This window comes from Bradyrhizobium sp. RDI18, from assembly GCF_043203335.1.
Classification (GTDB): domain Bacteria; phylum Pseudomonadota; class Alphaproteobacteria; order Rhizobiales; family Xanthobacteraceae; genus Bradyrhizobium; species Bradyrhizobium retamae.
On the sequence record NZ_JBICRN010000008.1, the window covers coordinates 6,349,179 to 6,363,996 of the forward strand.

Sequence of the window (14,818 nt, forward strand, 5' to 3'; positions counted from 1 at the left end):
CCGCTATGTCTGTGGTGGGAATTGACGATCAAGCCAACGCCGCCAATCGGCCTCGACGTGATTGGCCACGGCGCGCCCGGCGTCTCCGTAGAGGTAGAGACGGACCGTCAGCAGAATCGGCCCTCCGATCGGCATGGCAAAGAGATGTGCGATGCCGGGTGCGGGGTGTTCGAGCCGCAATTGCAGTCCTGGCCACTGTGGAGGACTGACGTTTTCCACGATGCCGCGTAGCTCGGGCACCCCAGCCGGTGTCGCAAAGCGTGCACCGGCGCTTGCGTCAGCTAATCCGAGCGGACCGACCAGGCGACTCCAGGCATCGCTGTCGTTCGACATCGCGGACAGCGCCACTGTCGTCGAGTGTTGCCCACGGAATTGCTCCAGGTAGAGCCGCAGGTTCTGGAAGAATGCGATCCAGCCGTAGGTGTGCCCCTCGAACTGGTCATCCCAATCGTCCGTATTGGCGAACCAGCTATGAACGACCCGGACCACACAGGTGCCGCCGTCCTTGGCTTCGACGGTCCACTCGGTGGCTACCGTGCCAGGTCCTTCCTCTGTTTCGGCGACGAAACGCTTGGCCGGCTCCCAAGCGGTGATCTTGGCCTCGGAATCCATTCCCGGACCAAAGCTCGATTTGGTATCGCCGCCGACTTTCTCGTCCAACGTCGTCGGCACAAACCACGACGAAATGCCGGGACCTGTCGCGATCGCCTGCCACACCTCTTCGGGTGTGCCGGGGACCTCAACCTTGGCTTCGACGCTGCGACGGCCAGACGGTTCCTTCTTCACGGGCATGGTCTGTCCTTTCAGTGAGACGTTTGAGGCAAGGGATGAGACACGATCACCAATCGATGGTCGCGGCCGCCCGAAGCGCTCGCATCGTGGTAACGGCTGACCAGTTCGGTGATGGCTTGTGTCAGCTCGCGCGTGAACGCGGCGCGGGCAGCGGGAGAGGCGAAGCGAATCTCTGCATCGATCGACAGGGTCGCAAGCTGCTTGTCGGCTTTCCGCGCACGTTTCCAGAGATCGCCGACCTCGCGAACGATCCGGGCGCCGAGTGCGATCAGATAGCTGGCCGCGAGCTGATCCTTGCTGCGCTTCGGATCGGCTGCGACCGCGCCTAACGCCTCTGGCGAAACAACGAACGACTTGGCCGACAACACCAATAACCGCTCGGTCAATCCGCCCCACTGCCGTTCGTCCGCGACCTCGACCAGCCTGCAGGCTTCGAGCGCGCGCAAATGATAGTTCACCTTCTGACGTGGGAGACCCAAACGCGTTGCCAGGATCGCCGCCGACGCGGGCTCTGCGAGTTCGGCCAGCAACGCGCTTCGAATAGGGTCAAGGGCCGCAACTGCAACCGCCGGATCGCTGATCACTTCGATATCGATCATGGCGGTAACGTACATTGACAAATTTTTTTGTCAAGGGGCGACGCGGGCAGTTGCGTTTGGCCGCAGTCCTGCCGGACGCGACTGTGCACTCTCATCCGAATGGAGTTGTCGAATCTGCGCAAGCGAGATGGCGATGCTCTTCCAGGCACAAAGGGAATTGAACGCCGTCTGCGGCGATGTCCGCATTCGAGGGTCGAACAGACACGGGATAGGGCAGGGCCAAGGTCCGCGTTTGACCCTTAACGGAAGTCGGCCTCATGGCAATGGTGCGTCTAGTCGTGTCCCTTGCGGCCATCCATCGGTGGCAGATATCCGACGCCGTTCGGCGGATCAGATGCCTCGCGGGTCGGTACCTCGGTTCGAGGCAACGTAGTCAATCTCGCCGCGCGTAGTGCCGATATCCTTCAGCTCCCTGTCGCTCAGGTCGCACAAGGCGGTTCGTACCCTCTGGCGTTCACGCCGCTCCAGAAGCGCATCCCAATATCTATTGAAAAAGCTCGAGACGCGCCGCGTCGATGCGGCCATCTGCCCCAACCCTGTTGCACCATAGATCGTGCTCATCGCGGCATCTCCTGGTGTTGTTCTACCAATACGAGGGTGCCAAGGCGTGACCGAGCGCGCTTAACATTCGGCTTACATTTTCCTCACCGGCCGCTTATTCTTGGCGCTCCAAGCGGTGCTGAAGCGCCTCCCAACGATCGGAGGCCACCCCAGGGATTCACAGCTTGCGCTATCTCTTCGAGGAGTACGCATTCGACACTGACCGGCGCGAATTGCAGCGCGGGGCGAACGTCGTCTCCGTCACGCCACAAGTATTCGACCTGCTCGATTATCTGATCCGCAACAGGGAGCGCGTCGTCAGCAAAGGTGACCTCATCAACGCCATTTGGAACGGGCGTGTCGTGTCCGATGCGGCGCTTACGACGCGTCTGAATGTCGCCCGGAGCGCGATCGGCGATTGCGGCGAGGAACAGCGCCTCATCAAGACGCTGCCGCGCAAAGGCTTCCGTTTCGTCGGGACAGTGCGGGAAGCGCAGAGGCCCGCAGGCCCGGAAGTCGCCGAACATCCAGAAGAATCGCCGAAACCCGCTCTTGCACTCCCCGATAAACCCTCCATCGCCGTGCTGCCGTTTGAGAACATGAGCGGCGACGTGGAGCAGGAATATTTCGCAGACGGCGTGGTGGACGACATCACTACTGCACTCTCGCGATTTAAGACGCTGTTCGTCATCGCGCGCAATTCGAGCTTTAGTTACAAGGGAAAAGCCGTCGATATTAAGCAGATCGGACGAGAGTTGGGAGTCCGATATGTTTTGGAGGGCAGTGTTCGTAAGGCGGCGGGGAAAGTCCGCATCAGCGGGCAATTGATCGACGCTACGAACGGGGCGCAGCTTTGGGGGGATCGCTTTGAAGGTAACCTAAGCGATATTTTCGCTCTGCAGGACATGGTCACTGAGAGCGTTGTTTCCGCCATTCAACACCAACTGCTTCGAAACGAAATCGAGCTGGCGGCGCGGCGGCGGCCCAATGATCTCAGCGCCTACGATCTCGTTATGCGCGCGACTCCGCACTTTAACTCCATGACACTGGATGGATTGGCTGAGGCCGCGCGGTTGTGCCATGCTGCTTTAAAAATCGACCCTCGGTATGGCATTGCTGCTATATTTGCAGGCTACTTCCACATCGTAAATGCTATCCGCGGCCGGGCAATTGAACCGAAGTCGGAGATGGCAGAAGGGATGCGGCTTCTACAATTGGCACTCAGTATTGACGAGAATGACTCGGATGCGTTGAGCCTAATGGGCCGCGTGACGGTTTTTCTGTACGGCGATTTCGATGCCGGGATCGAGATGTCGGACCGAGCGGTCGCGCTCAACCCGAATTCAGCCTTTTCTTGGGACCAGCGAGGTTGGACTTACTATTTTGCGTGCCAGGGAGAAGAGGCCATTCAGAGCTTTGAGCGTGCCATTCGCCTAAGTCCAGTGGACCCGTTGATCTTCTCATCATTTACGGGAATGGGGCTTGCATTGCTCATTCTTGGTCGTTTCGATGAGGCGGTTGCAGCAGCCAAGAAAGCCATCCATAAAAACCCACACCTTCCGACACCTTATCGGTGTCTAGCGGCAGCGTTGGCTCATCTAGGTCGCGAAGAAGAAGTGAGAGATGCGGTGGCTCGATTGCTTGATCGTCGTCCCAATTTTCGCATTTCTGAGTGGGCGGCGGGCCACCGTCCTGGAAGGCCTCACCAGTTGTATGTCGATGGTCTCGTCAAGGCAGGCCTTCCGGAATGACGCTGCGCACTTCCGCTGTTGGCACTAAGCCGACGTTGCGTGTGAGCCAGACGATGTCAGCTTTCGATTCAGGGGCGGACATTAGCCGCCAACCCGCGGATCAGCGAGAGGCCGCGGCAAAACCTATGCAGCTACGCTGCAGCAGGTGGTCCGAACCAGGTCGTTAGCGCGTCAGCGAGCCCGAGCTCGGTTTGCTCTCCAACCCAGGCGACATATCCATCGGGCCTGATCAACACGGCGGTCGGCTCAGCAACCACCCCGATTGCCGGCAGCTCCCACGCACCAGCATATTCAGCGCTGATGAGCTGGACCCGATCCGCCCACGGCGTGATGTCGAGGCGGCCGGGATGGCCGAAGTCGAGCAGCACCGGCCGCGCATCGTGCAGGAGGGTGAATACCCGCAGCGGGCCATTGGCGGTGATCAGATCGAGATCGGGCATGCGGCGTCCGAGCAGCGGATGTCCCTCGCCGAGATCGTAGCGGACGTCCAGACCGGACATCATCGCGGCGAAGCGTTTGCGCGGCTCGTCCATGCCGAGGAGTTCGGACATGGTGTCCTTCAAGGCCTTGATGCGGTCGTCCGGACGGCGCATCAGCGCGACTTGCGCCATCGTGTTGCGCAGCACGCGGGCACCGACCGGGTGGCGCTCGGCGTGATAAGTATCCAGCAGGCTTTCCGGCGATGTCTGCTTGACCACCTGCGCCAGCTTCCATCCCAGATTCACGGCATCCTGCAGGCCGATGTTGAGGCCCTGTCCTCCCGCGGGGTAGTGCACATGCGCGGCGTCGCCGGCCAGCAGCACGCGTCCCCGACGATAGGACGCCGCCTGGCGAGTCATATCGGTGAATCTGGAGATCGAGGTCGGGCTGTGGATCCCGTAGTCAGTCCCGAAGACGGCGATGAGCGCCTCGCTGAGATCGCGCAAGGTGGGTTCACTGGTGGATCCCAGGTGCTGCTCGGTCACCATGACCCGCACCGGCCCGCCATCTTCCAACCTGCTCAGGCCATGGATGCCGATGGCGTCGTGGCGGATGCCCCATTCCGGCTGCTCGGCGATCTCGACTTCGGCGATCAGGTGGCTGGTCGTCGGATCCCAGCCGGGGAAGTCGATGCCGGCTGCTTTCCGGATCAGACTGCGTCCGCCGTCGCACCCGACGAGATACTTCGCCCTCAGCGGCTGGCCGTCGGCCAGCGCAATATCGACGCCGCTGTCGTCCTGCGCGATATCAGCCACCTCACGTCCGCGATAGATCGGCACCGCCAGCTCGTCGACCCAGCCGGCGAGGATGCGCTCGATATGGTTCTGCCATAGCGCGAGCCCGTAATTGTGCCGGGTGGGGAAGTCGCTGATGTCCAGGCGGATCAAGGCGAAGCCTGCGACCTGGGCCACCTGTCCCTGCGAGAGAAACCGGTCCGCAATTCCGCGCTGATCGAGCACCTCGATGGTGCGTGCGTGCAGACCACCCGCGCGCGAGCCGACGAGCTCCTGGTCAGGGCGCCGCTCGACGATGGCAACGTCGATATCAGCCAACGCCAACTCGCCGGCCAACATCAGCCCCGTCGGACCTCCGCCGACGATGACCACTGCATGCTCGGTCATCGCGCCGCTCCGGTCGTTTCCGCGACTGCGATCAACCCGGCCCTGCGCGACCGGCACGTCGACGACAAATGCACTCATCTCGTGACCCCCGTAGGTTGTGGCTTCGGTCGGCGGTTCTGCGGGATGACCGGGGTCTTGAAGCAAGCCCCTCGCGCGCTACATATTGAAGTGGGGAAGATTGGTATTCTGCTTTTCCGGATATTTCCGGAAGACACAGCCAGCAGGCATCTCTGCCTGATCCACGATCATCAGGTTTCGAATCTGGAAGCCGCCGAATCTGGGAGCCGCATTGGGCGGCTTTTTCTTTACGCCCTGTAGTGATCAGGTGGGTTGAGCTCGCGGCTCACCCTGAAATACGAACCGGAAGCTGCTCGATGCCGCGCACAAAGCTCGAATAGACCCGCTTCGGCTCGCCGACCACCTCGATGCGGTCGAAACGCCTCAGCATTTCTTCCCAGACGATCTTGAGCTGCAACTCGGCAAGCCGCATGCCGACGCAGCGGTGGATGCCGAAGCCGAACGACAGATGGGTGCGGGGACGGGCGCGGTCGATGATGAATTCATCGGGGCGCTCGATGCCTTCCTCGTCGCGGTTGCCGGAGACGTACCACATCACGACGCGGTCGCCCTTTTTGATCTTCTTGCCGCCGATTTCAGTATCGACCAACGCGGTGCGGCGCATATGGGCAAGCGGGGTCTGCCAGCGGATCACTTCCGGCACCATGGAATCGATCAGCGCCGGATTGTCACGCAGCTTCTGATACTGCTCCGGATGCTCGTTCAGCGCCAGCACCGAGCCGCTCATGGTGTTGCGCGTGGTGTCGTTGCCGCCGACGATCAAGAGGATGATGTTGCCCATCAGATTGTCGGGGTCCATGTGCCGGGTCGCGTCGCTGTGCGCCATCATCGACAGCAAGTCGTTCTTCGGCGGCGCGTTGACGCGCTCGTTCCAGAGTTTTGAGAAATAGGCGTAGCATTCGTCCATCTCGCGGCGTCGCTGCTCGGGCGATTCCACCACGCCGCTCTTGGGCAGCGCGGTCGAGACGTCGGACCAGCGCGTCAGCTTGCGCCGCTCCTCCCACGGGAAATCGAACAGCGTCGCCAGCATCTGCGTGGTCAGTTCGATCGAGACGCGCTCGACGAAGTTGAAGGTCTCGTTGCGCGGCAAATTGTCCAGCACCTTTTGCGAGCGCTCGCGGATCAGTTTTGCCAGCTCGTCCAGATGCGTCGGCGTGAACATCGGCGACACCGTCTTGCGCTGCGCCGAATGCCTGGGCTGGTCCATCGCGATGAAGCTCGGATAGTCGTAGCCTGGCGGCACGTCGCGGATCGAGATGCCGCCGAGCGTGGAGTCGGAAGAGAAGATGCCGTGGTTGGTGTCGACATGCATGATGTCGTTGTACTTCGTCACCGACCAATAGGGCTCGATCGGTGAATTCTCGCAATAGTGCACCGGCTCTTCCTTGCGCAGCCGCTCGAACCACGGCCACAGCGTGTCGTTCTGGAAAAGTCTTGGCGCACCGGGATGAAAGTCCTTCAGCGGCGTCGAATAGGCCTCATCGCGCGCGGCGCGCAGCAGCTCTTGTCTGTCGGCTCTGACGGCAGTTTGAACGTTCATGGTTCGATCATCCCGGGTGAGCGTGAGCGCGGCTAGGCGGCGATGCGGACCGGCAGGGTCTCGTAGCCCTTGACGAAACTCGAATATACCCGCCTCGGTTCGCCGATCACTTCAATATTATCGTACCGCTTGAGGATTTCTTCCCAGATAATCTTCAGTTGCAATTCCGCCAGCCTGATCCCGACGCAACGGTGGATGCCGAATCCGAAGGAAAGGTGGGTGCGGGGGCGGGCGCGGTCGATGATGAACTCGTAGGGACGCTCGATCACCTCTTCGTCGCGGTTGCCCGAGACGTACCACATCACCACCTTGTCGCCCTTCCTGATCTGACGCCCGCGGAATTCGATGTCCTCCAGCGCGGTGCGGCGCATATGCGCCAGCGGCGTCTGCCAGCGGATCACTTCGGGGACGAAACTGTCGATCAGCTCGGGGTTGTCGCGCAGCTTGCGGTACTGATCCGGATTCTTGTTCAGCGCATAGACGCTCCCCGACAGCGTGTTGCGGGTGGTGTCGTTGCCGCCGACGATCAGCAGGATCAGATTGCCGAGGAAATTCTTCGGGTCCATGTCGCGGGTGGCATCGCTGTGCGCCATCATCGATAGCAGGTCGCTCTTCGGCGGCTGGTTGATGCGCTCCTTCCACAGTCTTGCGAAATAGGTCGCGCATTCCAGCAGCTCGGCCTGCCGCTGGTCCTCGGTCTCAACCAGGCCGCCCGGATGGGGAATGGTGGTTGCGATATCGGACCAGCGCGTCAGCTTGCGGCGGTCTTCCCAGGGGAAGTCGAACAGCACGGCGAGCATCTGCGTGGTCAGCTCGATCGAGACCTGATCGACCCAGTCGAAGACCTCGTTCTTCGGAAGATTGTCGAGGCATTCGGCCGAGCGCTTGCGGATGTTGATCGCGAGCTGGTCCAGATGCGTCGGCGTGAACATCGGCGCCACTGTCTTGCGTTGCGCGCTATGGCGGGGCTGGTCCATCGCGATGAAACTTTCGCGGCGCAGGTCCGGCGCGACGTCGCGAATGGTGATGCCGCCAAGCGACGACGCCGAGGAGAACACCGCGTGGTTGGTCTCGACGTCCATGATGTCGTTGTATTTGGTTATCGACCAGTACGGCCCGAACATGCTGTCCCTGCAGTAATGCACCGGCTCTTCCCGGCGCAGCCGGTCGAAATAGGGCCAGAAGGAATCGTTCTGGAACAGTTCGGGATTGCCGACATCGAAATCCGCCAGCGGCATCGACTGTGCCGTGTCGCGCGCGGCGCGCAGGTGAGAATCTCCGGCGAGATCGATGGTTCCGTGCATGAGCCGTTCTCCCTGATTCCCCGTGCGAAGCCTGCCGAACGGGTGATGTTTTACCCTATTACATCCCGAGCCGTGTCCCAGCGCAAGGGCGAGTTGGGCGCATTCGGCCGCATCGCAGTGCTGGCCCATCTTGGGCGGTTGCGCGTATTTCGCCTCGTGACAAGCTTAGTCTCGAAGACTAAGTCTGTCTGAAACAACGTTTAATTCGCCGGGAGGCGGCCATGATTCCCAACGCCCATCGGATGTTCAACTTCGATCTTGGCGAGACTGCGGACGCCATTCGTGAGACCGTGCATTCATTTTCGCAGAACGAAATCGTCCCGCGCGCCGCCGAGATCGACCGCAGCAATCAGTTCCCGCGCGACCTCTGGCCGAAAATCGGCGCGCTTGGCCTGCACGGCATCACGGTGGAAGAGGAATATGGTGGCGCGGGGCTCGGCTATCTCGAGCACTGCATCGCACTGGAAGAAATCTCGCGGGCCTCGGCCTCCGTCGGCCTGTCCTACGGCGCCCATTCCAACCTCTGCGTCAACCAGATCCGCCGCAACGGCAGTGATGCACAGAAGCGCAAATATCTGCCGAAACTGATTTCCGGCGAGCATGTCGGCTCGCTCGCGATGTCGGAGCCGGGCGCCGGCTCGGACGTGGTCTCGATGAAGACCCGCGCCGAGAAGAAGGGCGACCGCTTCGTGCTGAACGGCAACAAGATGTGGATCACCAACGGCCCTGTTGCCGATACGCTGGTGGTCTATGCCAGGACCGACGCCAATGCCGGCCCGCGCGGCATCACCGCCTTCCTCATCGAAAAGGGCATGAAGGGCTTTTCCACCGCGCAGAAACTCGACAAGCTCGGCATGCGCGGTTCCGACACCTGCGAACTCTTGTTCGAGGATTGCGAGGTCCCCGAGGAGAACGTGCTGAGCGAGGTCGGCCGCGGCGTCAACGTCTTGATGAGCGGCCTCGACTACGAGCGCGCGGTGCTGGCGGCAGGTCCGATCGGCATCATGCAGGCCTGCATGGACGTGGTGCTGCCTTACGTGCACGAGCGCAAGCAGTTCGGCGAGCCGATCGGCAGCTTCCAGCTGGTGCAGGGCAAGATCGCCGACATGTACACTACGATGAATGCCTCGCGCGCCTATGTGTACGCGGTGGCAAAAGCCTGCGACCGCGGCGAGACCACGCGCGAGGATGCCGCCGGCGCGATCCTCTACGCCGCGGAGAAGGCGACGCAATGCGCGCTCGATGCCATCCAGCTCCTTGGCGGCAACGGCTACATCAACGACTACCCGACCGGGCGGCTGCTGCGCGACGCCAAACTCTACGAGATCGGCGCCGGCACCAGCGAAATCCGCCGCATGCTGATCGGGCGGGAGCTATTCGAAAAGACGGCGTAGCTCCTACTCCTTCTCCCGCTCTTGCGGGGAGAAGGTCGGAATGGGTTCTCTCAACGCAGGTGGTCCCAATGTGGCGCGACGGCTCCGTCCAGCCTCAAACCCGCAAGCTTCAATGCATGTGTGGGACCCGGGTCACACAACAACCGGCAAATCTGTGGTTTGATCCGCTACCGTTCGCGCTGGAGTTGAACCATGAATCAGATGAGCTGGCCGCCGCAGGTGCCGCCACCGCAGCCTTTGCCCGTGCCGCCGCCGATGCCGGTGGCGTTTTCGGGCAGCCGTGGCGAATTCTTTGATCTGGTCAAGCGCGGCGCCGGGCTGGAATTCGTCACCCTCGGCTTCTATCGATTTTGGCTGCTCACCGATATCCGCCGCCATCTCTGGGCCAACACCCATGTCGATGGCGACGCCGCAGAGTATACCGGCCGTGGCAAGGAATTGCTGATCGGATTTTTGGTCGCGCTCGCGATCCTGGTGCCGGTCTATCTCGGCTACTTTCTGGTCGGCCTCGAGGCCGAGCATATCCAGGCGTTTGCCAGTATTCCGCTGGTCGCGTTCTTCTATGTGTTCGGGCAGTTCGCGATCTACCGCGCGCGCCGTTACCGGCTGACGCGCACGGTGTGGCGCGGCCTGCGGTTCTGGATGACCGGCTCGGGCTGGATCTATGCCTTGCAGGCGACACTGTGGGGCCTGTTGTCGGCGGTGACCCTTGGGCTGGCGCTGCCGTGGCGCTCGGCCGCGCTCGAACGCTACAAGATGCGCCACACCTTCTACGGCGACCTGCAGGGTAGTTTTGAGGGACGCGGCTGGGAGTTTTTCAAGCGCGGCTGGTGGCTGTGGCTGCTGGCGCCTGTCGCCATCATGGTGTATCCGCTCGCGCCGTTTATCTACGGGGCCTTCAAGGCGATCGAATGGCGCTGGTGGCTCTCGGGCATCCGGTTCGGCGGCGTGCGTGTGGAATCGTCCTTGCCCAAGAGCGCGCTGATCGGCCTGTACTGGAAAGTCATCGGCTGGATCGTCGTGCTCGGATTGGTGTTCTCGGCCTATCTGGTGCTGGCGGCGGCATTGATTGCCAGCATGAGCGGCGATTCATTCAGCGAATTTTTCAAGTCGCAGGAATTCGCGAAGAGCATTCCGCTTCTGGTGCTCGCCGGTATCGGCTATCTTGCCTTCGCGCTGGCGATGAATATCGTGATCCGGGTCTATCTGTTGCGCGATCTCTGGGTCAGGGTGCTCGGCTCGGTTAATGTCAGCGGTATCGAGACAGCCGCCAACGTTTCGGCACGCGGTGGAATGGCCAACGCGCTCGGCGAAGGATTTGCCGACGGCCTCGATGTCGGCGGCTTCTAAGGCTTCAGAGTCCTGATGGTCATGGATAGCGATACACCAACGCCTGCAAAATCGACCACGCTCGGTTCGGCGACCTATTTCGACGGAACGTCGAGCCGGCGGCGCATGGTGACGCTCCGCCTTGCTGACCGGCTCGAAATCGACGAAGGCGAACAAACGCTGGCGGCGTGGGCCTACGGCGACATCCGCCGCGCCGACAGTCCGGCCGGTATGCTGCGCCTGAGCTGCCTGAGCGCGCCTGCGCTGGCGCGGCTGGAGGTTCGCGACAAGGAGCTTGCCAGCGAGCTGGTCTCGCGCTGCACCAAGATCGATGACCACATGATCGGCCGTCGTGGCGTTGCCGCCATCGTCGGCTGGTCGCTCGCGGCCGCGGTGTCGATCGTTGCCGTGGTGCTGTTCGGACTTCCGCTCGCGGCCGATCGCCTCACGCCGCTGGTGCCCGAAGCGTTCGAGCGGCGGCTCGGCGATGTCGCAGACAGCCAGGTCAAGACGATGTTCGATGCCAAGGTGTGCGACAATGCGGCCGGGCAAAAGGCCTTCACTAAACTCATTACCGCGCTTCGCGAATCCGCGGGTCTCGACACCTCGGTGCAGTCGGGCGTGCTGTCGAGTTCGGTGCCGAATGCCTTCGCGCTGCCGGGCGGCAAGGTCTATCTGTTCAACGGATTATTGGCGAAGGCAGAGAACGCCGACGAGATTGCGGGCGTGCTGGCCCATGAGCTCGGCCATCTCAAGCATCGCGACAGCATGCGCGCAATGATCCACAACGGCGGCACCTCGTTCCTGATCGGATTGTTGTTCGGCGATATCACCGGCTCCAGCGCGCTGATCTTCGGCTCACGCACGCTGGTGACGTCATCGCATTCGCGTGAGGCCGAGACCGACGCCGACAGTTTTGCGATCAACGTCATGCACCGGCTCGGCCGGCCGGCGAAGCCGACCGGGGAATTGCTGCTTCGGGTCACTGGAAAGGAGGGCAAGGGCCTCTCCATCATCTCCACCCATCCCTTGAGCGAGGACCGGCTGGCAAGGATGAGCCGGCAAGACCCGCCGGCCAGCGGGCCGCCGCTGTTGACATCAGAGGAATGGCGATCGCTGAAATCGATCTGCGACGGCAAATCCTGACCGACTCAGGCTTACCTGCGGGCGCTCTTCCGTGATCTCGCCGCTTCGATCGGCGCAGGCGCCGTGCCGGCCGGCTTCAAATCCCATACCGCCTGCATGGCCGAGAAGGCTTCTGCAATCATCGGCTCGTGGCGCCGCGACGTCAGGCAGGCGAAACCGAGGTCGCAGGTCAGCGCCACCTTGTCGGCAATCACGAAATTCCGTTTGCCCGTGACGCGGTCGAGCACGCTGTCGCGGGCGAGGCCGAGGCCGTTGCCGCCTTCGACAAGGTCAATCATGGTTTCTTCCTGATCGGCGAAGGCGACGCGCTTCGGCGAAGAGCCCATCGGCCGGAACACGTCGTCGAGCAGCCTCCGCTGCGCCGAGGCATGCGGCGTTCCGATCCAGGGCAAGTCGGCGAGATCGGCCCAGCCCTTGCCAAGGACCTTGCCGCTCCATTCGCGAGGGGCGATCACGCGGTAGTCGAAGCGCACCAGCGCCATGAGCTGGAACTTGCCATCGTCGATGGTGCGTTCGGACAGCATTCCTGACGTAAGGAATTCGGCGGGCGTGGCATCGATGTAGTATCCCACGTCGAGCTCGCCTCTGCCGATCTGCGCCAGTACGTCCTCGGTCATGCCGTAGCGGAGGAAGACTTCGGTCTTTTTCGAGGAGGTGGCGAGGCCTCGCACGAACGGACCGAGCCGGATCGACTCGGGATCAAGGATCGTGCCGACGCGCAACGTGCCCCGCAGCGATTCGCGCAGGGAATCCGCCGCTGTCCTGAAATCTGCCGACGCCGAGACCGTCCGATGCGCCAGCGGCAGCAGGGCGGCGCCCGCCTCTGTCAGGGTAAAGCCGCCCGGCGTCCGGTTGAAAAGCAGCAAGCCCGTGCTCTCCTCAAGGCCCTTCAATTGCAGGCTGACGGCTGGTTGGGTCAGGTGCAGCAAGGTGGCCGCGCGCGAAACCGTGCCTTCACGGGCCACGGTGATGAAGCAGCGCAAAGCCTGGATCCGCGGCAGATCGTTCATTTGAGAGACTTATAGCAAGCACCCATGACCCCATTAGACAGGATTTGCTCTTGGAAGTCACAACCTTTCATCGATAAAACTTGGCGTTGTCATTGAAAAAAGTGGATGGCCCCGATTTGGGGGCCGAGACGGAATCGGGGCGCCCCCTTACTGCGGCAGGTTGTTGACCTTTCGCACCCAGGTGCGCACGTCGGCCAGCACATCCGGCAGCAGCGCCTTGACCTCCTGAACGGTCATGCCGGGCTTGATCCGGGGATCGTAGAGAAGGTTGAGGAGGTATTGGTCGTAGATATCGAAATAGCCCCTCGACACATTGTCGTTGAACATGGTCCAGGGCACGGTCGAGGTATCGTTGATCGGCCCGAGCGACTGCAGTAATTCCTCATAGGCGCAGTCGAAGAAGACGAAGTCGCCGTTGTCGACGGTGAGGATCACGTCGGAATGCTCGATTTCGAATTTCTCGTTCTTGCGAAAGCCGGACAGGCATTGCGGGTCAAGCGAAGATCGAATCTGGCGCGCCCGCTCGCTGCCGTAGAAGGTCGCAATCGTACGCTGGAGATCGCGGTCGCGCACCAGCTTGACCTGCACATTGGCGTCTTCGCTGGTTTCGACCATCGCGATGTCGAGGTGCTGAACGCGCGCGGCGATGTCGGCGACGATCTTCGCGAGCTGCGCCTTGCGGTCGGCGCGCGTGCCGTCGGCGAACACCCGCACCGGCCCGTCATATTTGCGGATGCGGTCGACACGGCCGGCGAGATGATATTCGGCGCCGAAGGCGATCTTCAGAAAGCCTTCGACGATCTCGCTGTCGGTGAAGATCTTTTTCTCGGTGCGCTGACGCTGCGCGATGGCGGGAATATCGGCGAAGGCGGTGTACGGCGTGAAGGTTTCGCCGAGTGCCGCGGCGCACAGAGCAGCCGCTAGCGTCCGTACATACAGGAATCGGCGGGGCGTGCGCATTCAAACAACGCTGCAGCAATTGACGCGTGCGTGCAAGGCTTGAAAGGCTCGATCACGCGCTTGCGCGCATGACGCCCGACTCCGGGATGGCTATGGCCTAATTCCTCACGATAACCGGCGTGCCGATGCGGACGCGGCTATAGAGATCGGTCACGTCCTCATTGGTCATGCGGAAGCAGCCGGATGAGACCGCCTGTCCGATCGTCTCGGGCTCGTTGGAGCCGTGGATGCGGTACAGCGTCGATCCCAGATACATCGCCCGCGCGCCGAGCGGGTTGTCGATGCCGCCGGCCATGTGGCGCGGCAAGTCGGGCCGGCGCCTGAGCATTTGGACCGGCGGAGTCCAACTCGGCCATTCCTTCTTTGCGGTGATGCGGTGGGTTCCGCTCCAGCGGAAGCCGTCCCGGCCTACGCCAATGCCGTAGCGGATCGCCTGGCCGTTGCCGAGCACGAGATAGAGCCGGCGCTCGGCGGTGCTGATGGAGAATCGTGCCGGGGGCATAATTGCCGGCAAAGTAAACGGTCGTGCGCGGGATCGGACTCGATCCGCTGGGCATGCCGGGTCGAAAGAAACCGGGGCCGCCACCCATGATGTCGCGCGAGTCTTCAAAGATAAAGAGACCTTGGGCCTGCGCGTGGCCGGCGCCCGCCAGCATCGCGATCGCCGCAAACAGCAAAGCAAAAGCCCGGGTCATTGTTCTCCCTCGCGAAAAAATCTGAACATGCAGGTCGAGACAGGCCATAATTGCGGCGATCGTGCAAGCAACGAGCCCG

The 14,818-nt window shown here is 62.0% G+C and carries 12 protein-coding genes and 1 pseudogene; 4 read left to right on the plus strand and 9 right to left on the minus strand.

Going from position 1 to position 14,818, the window contains the following annotated elements; genetic code table 11:
* Window positions 1-3 precede the first annotated feature (3 nt).
* From ACFXS9_RS39660 to ACFXS9_RS39670, 3 genes are all read right to left on the minus strand, one after another.
* Window positions 4-792 (minus strand): SRPBCC domain-containing protein, encoded by a 789-nt coding sequence (locus ACFXS9_RS39660; RefSeq protein WP_392698795.1) that lies wholly within the window; start codon window positions 790-792, stop codon window positions 4-6.
* 11 nt (window positions 793-803) lie between these two features.
* Window positions 804-1,391 (minus strand): helix-turn-helix domain-containing protein, encoded by a 588-nt coding sequence (locus tag ACFXS9_RS39665; RefSeq protein ID WP_392698797.1) that lies wholly within the window; start codon window positions 1,389-1,391, stop codon window positions 804-806.
* A 330-nt stretch (window positions 1,392-1,721) separates the two neighbouring features.
* Complete coding sequence (locus ACFXS9_RS39670; protein WP_392698798.1) at window positions 1,722-1,952, minus strand: DUF1127 domain-containing protein; 231 nt, start codon at window positions 1,950-1,952, stop codon at window positions 1,722-1,724.
* A 164-nt stretch (window positions 1,953-2,116) separates the two neighbouring features.
* Here ACFXS9_RS39670 and ACFXS9_RS39675 point away from each other — a divergent pair, with 164 nt between their 5' ends.
* Window positions 2,117-3,682: a winged helix-turn-helix domain-containing tetratricopeptide repeat protein gene (locus tag ACFXS9_RS39675; protein ID WP_392698800.1), complete on the plus strand. Its 1,566-nt coding sequence runs from the start codon at window positions 2,117-2,119 to the stop codon at window positions 3,680-3,682.
* Between the two features lie 131 nt (window positions 3,683-3,813).
* Here the strand turns inward: ACFXS9_RS39675 and ACFXS9_RS39680 are convergent, their stop codons facing one another.
* From ACFXS9_RS39680 to ACFXS9_RS39690, 3 genes are all read right to left on the minus strand, one after another.
* Window positions 3,814-5,283, minus strand: coding sequence for an FAD-dependent monooxygenase (locus tag ACFXS9_RS39680; protein WP_392700263.1), 1,470 nt, complete (start codon window positions 5,281-5,283; stop codon window positions 3,814-3,816).
* A 343-nt stretch (window positions 5,284-5,626) separates the two neighbouring features.
* Window positions 5,627-6,901 (minus strand): cytochrome P450, encoded by a 1,275-nt coding sequence (locus ACFXS9_RS39685; protein WP_392698801.1) that lies wholly within the window; start codon window positions 6,899-6,901, stop codon window positions 5,627-5,629.
* A gap of 32 nt (window positions 6,902-6,933) precedes the next feature.
* A complete protein-coding gene (locus tag ACFXS9_RS39690; RefSeq protein WP_392698803.1) occupies window positions 6,934-8,205 on the minus strand; it encodes a cytochrome P450 in 1,272 nt (423 codons plus the stop codon).
* A 221-nt stretch (window positions 8,206-8,426) separates the two neighbouring features.
* Between ACFXS9_RS39690 and ACFXS9_RS39695 the strand changes: the two genes are divergently transcribed.
* The 3 genes from ACFXS9_RS39695 (at window position 8,427) to ACFXS9_RS39705 (ending at window position 12,074) form a co-directional block, all read left to right on the plus strand.
* On the plus strand, window positions 8,427-9,599 hold the full coding sequence (locus ACFXS9_RS39695; RefSeq protein WP_392698804.1) for an isovaleryl-CoA dehydrogenase: 1,173 nt from the start codon (window positions 8,427-8,429) through the stop codon (window positions 9,597-9,599).
* A gap of 192 nt (window positions 9,600-9,791) precedes the next feature.
* Window positions 9,792-10,949 (plus strand): DUF898 family protein, encoded by a 1,158-nt coding sequence (locus ACFXS9_RS39700; RefSeq protein ID WP_392698805.1) that lies wholly within the window; start codon window positions 9,792-9,794, stop codon window positions 10,947-10,949.
* Between the two features lie 21 nt (window positions 10,950-10,970).
* Window positions 10,971-12,074 (plus strand): M48 family metallopeptidase, encoded by a 1,104-nt coding sequence (locus ACFXS9_RS39705; RefSeq protein ID WP_392698807.1) that lies wholly within the window; start codon window positions 10,971-10,973, stop codon window positions 12,072-12,074.
* A gap of 11 nt (window positions 12,075-12,085) precedes the next feature.
* Here ACFXS9_RS39705 and ACFXS9_RS39710 read toward each other — a convergent pair whose 3' ends face one another.
* From ACFXS9_RS39710 to ACFXS9_RS39720, 3 genes and pseudogenes are all read right to left on the minus strand, one after another.
* Complete coding sequence (locus ACFXS9_RS39710) at window positions 12,086-13,084, minus strand: LysR family transcriptional regulator (RefSeq protein ID WP_392698808.1); 999 nt, start codon at window positions 13,082-13,084, stop codon at window positions 12,086-12,088.
* A 147-nt stretch (window positions 13,085-13,231) separates the two neighbouring features.
* Window positions 13,232-14,044: a DUF2927 domain-containing protein gene (locus ACFXS9_RS39715; protein ID WP_392698810.1), complete on the minus strand. Its 813-nt coding sequence runs from the start codon at window positions 14,042-14,044 to the stop codon at window positions 13,232-13,234.
* Between the two features lie 97 nt (window positions 14,045-14,141).
* A pseudogene (locus ACFXS9_RS39720) lies at window positions 14,142-14,739 on the minus strand (L,D-transpeptidase).
* Window positions 14,740-14,818: the final 79 nt, after the last annotated feature.